This window comes from Corallococcus sp. 4LFB, assembly GCF_046520365.1.
Classification (GTDB): Bacteria; Myxococcota; Myxococcia; order Myxococcales; family Myxococcaceae; genus Corallococcus; species Corallococcus caeni.
The window spans coordinates 1-2,546 of record NZ_JBKGHJ010000793.1; the positions used below are offsets into that span (position 1 = coordinate 1).

General features: G+C 68.1%; 3 protein-coding genes. All 3 read right to left on the minus strand.

Going from position 1 to position 2,546, the window contains the following annotated elements; all coding sequences use genetic code 11:
- The coding region (locus ACLEQD_RS41195) for an FAD-dependent monooxygenase (RefSeq protein WP_410391382.1) at nucleotides 1-641 on the minus strand (641 nt) is incomplete at its 3' end.
- A 105-nt stretch (nucleotides 642-746) separates the two neighbouring features.
- On the minus strand, nucleotides 747-1,502 hold the full coding sequence (locus tag ACLEQD_RS41200; protein WP_410391383.1) for a DUF5953 family protein: 756 nt from the start codon (nucleotides 1,500-1,502) through the stop codon (nucleotides 747-749).
- Entirely contained in the window at nucleotides 1,499-2,416 is a 918-nt protein-coding gene (locus ACLEQD_RS41205; RefSeq protein WP_410391384.1) for a DUF6310 domain-containing protein, read from the minus strand. Before ACLEQD_RS41205 ends, ACLEQD_RS41200 begins: the two co-directional genes overlap by 4 nt.
- Nucleotides 2,417-2,546 lie beyond the last annotated feature (130 nt).

Genomic DNA, 2,546 nt, shown 5'->3' on the forward strand with positions numbered 1-2,546 from the left:
AGGACCTGTCCGCGCTCGAAGCGGCCAGGGCGGGTCCCGTCCTCGGCCTGGCGCGACACGCGGAACCAGAGCACGTCCATGGGGGCGCCCAGGACCTTCACCTCCAGGCCGGACTGCTGGCGCAGCGTGGAGGTCCGGCCGTCCGCCGCCACCACCAGCGACGCGCGCACCTCCAGCGGGCCCTCGGGCGTCCGCGCGCGCACCCCGACCGTCTGGCCCTTGTCGTCACGCACGAGGTCCGTCACCTCCGTGCGGCGCAGCAGCTGGAACCCCGGGTACAGGGCGGCCTTGCGCGCGATGAAGTCGAGCAGATCCCACTGCGGCATGAACGCGAGGTAGCGCGCGTGCGTGGGGAGGTGGCGGAAGTCGCCCACCTGGAGGTCGTGCGTGCCAAGCTGGAAGCGCAGGTCCCGGACCTCCGAGTGGGGAAGGGCGAGCAGCTCGTCCAGCCATCCCAGCTCGTGCATCAGCTCCAGCGTGGACGGGTGGAGGGTGTCGCCCCGGAAGTCGCGCAGGAAGTCCGCGTGCTTCTCCAGCACCTTCACCTCCACGCCGGCCCGGGCCAGCAGCAGCCCCAGCATCATGCCCGCCGGACCTCCGCCCGCGATGCAGCACTGCGTGGTGAGCGTCGAGCCGGCCATGGTGCTTCCTCCCGGGAGGAAGGGTCCATCCCGCCACGGGGCGCCGCACCTGGAGCCGCGGCCCGATGCGGCGTGCGGTGGCCGACAGTCCCTCTCCATCCTGGGTCAGGGCACCAGCCGCCCGCCGATTCCAGGGAATCGCTCGTAGGCCCGCTTGAGCGCGTCCAGGTGGGAAGGGTCGTCCAGGTCGAGGGGCGCCTCCGTGAGCTGCACGACCCACCCGCCCGATGCTGTACGCCGCGCCCGTGAGAGCCATTCGGCATCGCGAGCAGGATCCGGGAACCCGATGGCCCGTGCGGCAGCGGCTGACCAGAAGTTCAGCCACCCGAGGTAATAGGGAATCTCTGGTGAGCGGATGTTCTGGAAGAGCTTCAGGGCAGGCAGCCCCCGGCGTGGGGAGGGTGGTCCTTCCGGCGTGGGGGCGATCTGATACGCGATGTCCACCGCGGCGGCGTCTGGAGTTGCCTGCCCCCAGTATGCACGTGCGCCTTCTGTCACGGCTTCAAGCACGGTGGATGCTGCCGTGATGACGGGCGCGTCCAGTGGCAGCTTCGCATGGACCTGGAACTGGGGTTGACCGCCAGCGCTCGCGCTGGCGAATCGCCGCAGCCCGGAGATGGTCACGGGGTAGCTCTCGTCGCCGTTGCATAGCAACGGGAGCTTTCCGCGTGTGGCTGCCTCAGCGAGCCAGGCTTCGCGTCGCGGTACCTCAACGGGACGCCCTTCTTTGTCTAGTTCCCACTCCAGGCGCAAGCCGGGCAGCGCCAGCTCTACACCCCGGACGACAGCGAGTGTACGGCCGTCATCCCTCACGAGCGCAGGCGCATAGACGTTCAGTTCGAGGCGTTTTCGTGGGGTCATCGTTTGCAGCCCGTGACGGCGATCTGGAGGCTGGGATCCAGGCGGAGCAGGGCTTCCTTGTGCGCGGTACTGCTCACCCCAACGACGAAGCGATATCCACATTCCTCCGCGATGTTCCGATCCTCCTGGAACTCTTCCACCTGCTGTTCGATCACCCGTTCCTTCAGAAAGTCACTGTACGTGTCGAATTGATATGTCTTGATCTCCCACAGCACACGCACGCCGACTTGCAGCGCATCAAAGCGCTTGCCGTTCACGAGCACGTCGTTGCCGGGGTAGCGGTTGGGCGGGAACTTGTCGGCGCACTCGTTATGCGCATTGTCCTCACCTGCATGAGGCACTGGAACGGGCTCGCAACTGGCGTGGCGCGTCCGGTCCACGGGCACGGGTGGCACCGGGGGCTGCCAGTCCTTTCCCGCGGGCTCCGGCTCCAGCTTGGGCTTACGGTTCGCTACAACCTCCCGAGCCGCGAACCTCGTTTCTCGCGCGGGCCCTGCTTCCTCGGGATAGTGGTGCCGTAGCTCATAAGCATCCAGCTCCTCCTTGATGGCGACGGCGACCACCACCACGCCAAGGACGATCACGGCTCCCACGACAATTTCAGGGGCCGCCAGCACGCAGAACCCGAGTCCCACGGCGGCGGCGCCAGAGGAGGCGACCGCGCATCTTCCCTCGGTGTCGTGGAACTCGACCCGGTCATGGTCGAGGGCCCGGTAGCACCGCTCCACCAAGACAGGCCAGGGCCGGGACGCTTCGCGAACAACGCACTTCCCACCGTCCCTCCAGGGCAGCGCCGCCGCTCGCTGGAGGTTGCCAATCCTCCGGCCGCGCACCGTGGGCGCCTTCGTGGCGGGAACCGTCGTCGCGCAGGCCGAAATGAGGAGCAGGATCGCGATGCAGGCGTGGATGCGCATGGCCACCGAAGGCAGGAGGCGACAGGTCGGCGATGGCCTATTTACGGCGCGTCGGGCGGACGCGGCAATCCCTATCCCCCCACGAAGTCCATCAGCACGGCGTAGTGCGTGGCGGCCGCGGCGACGACCA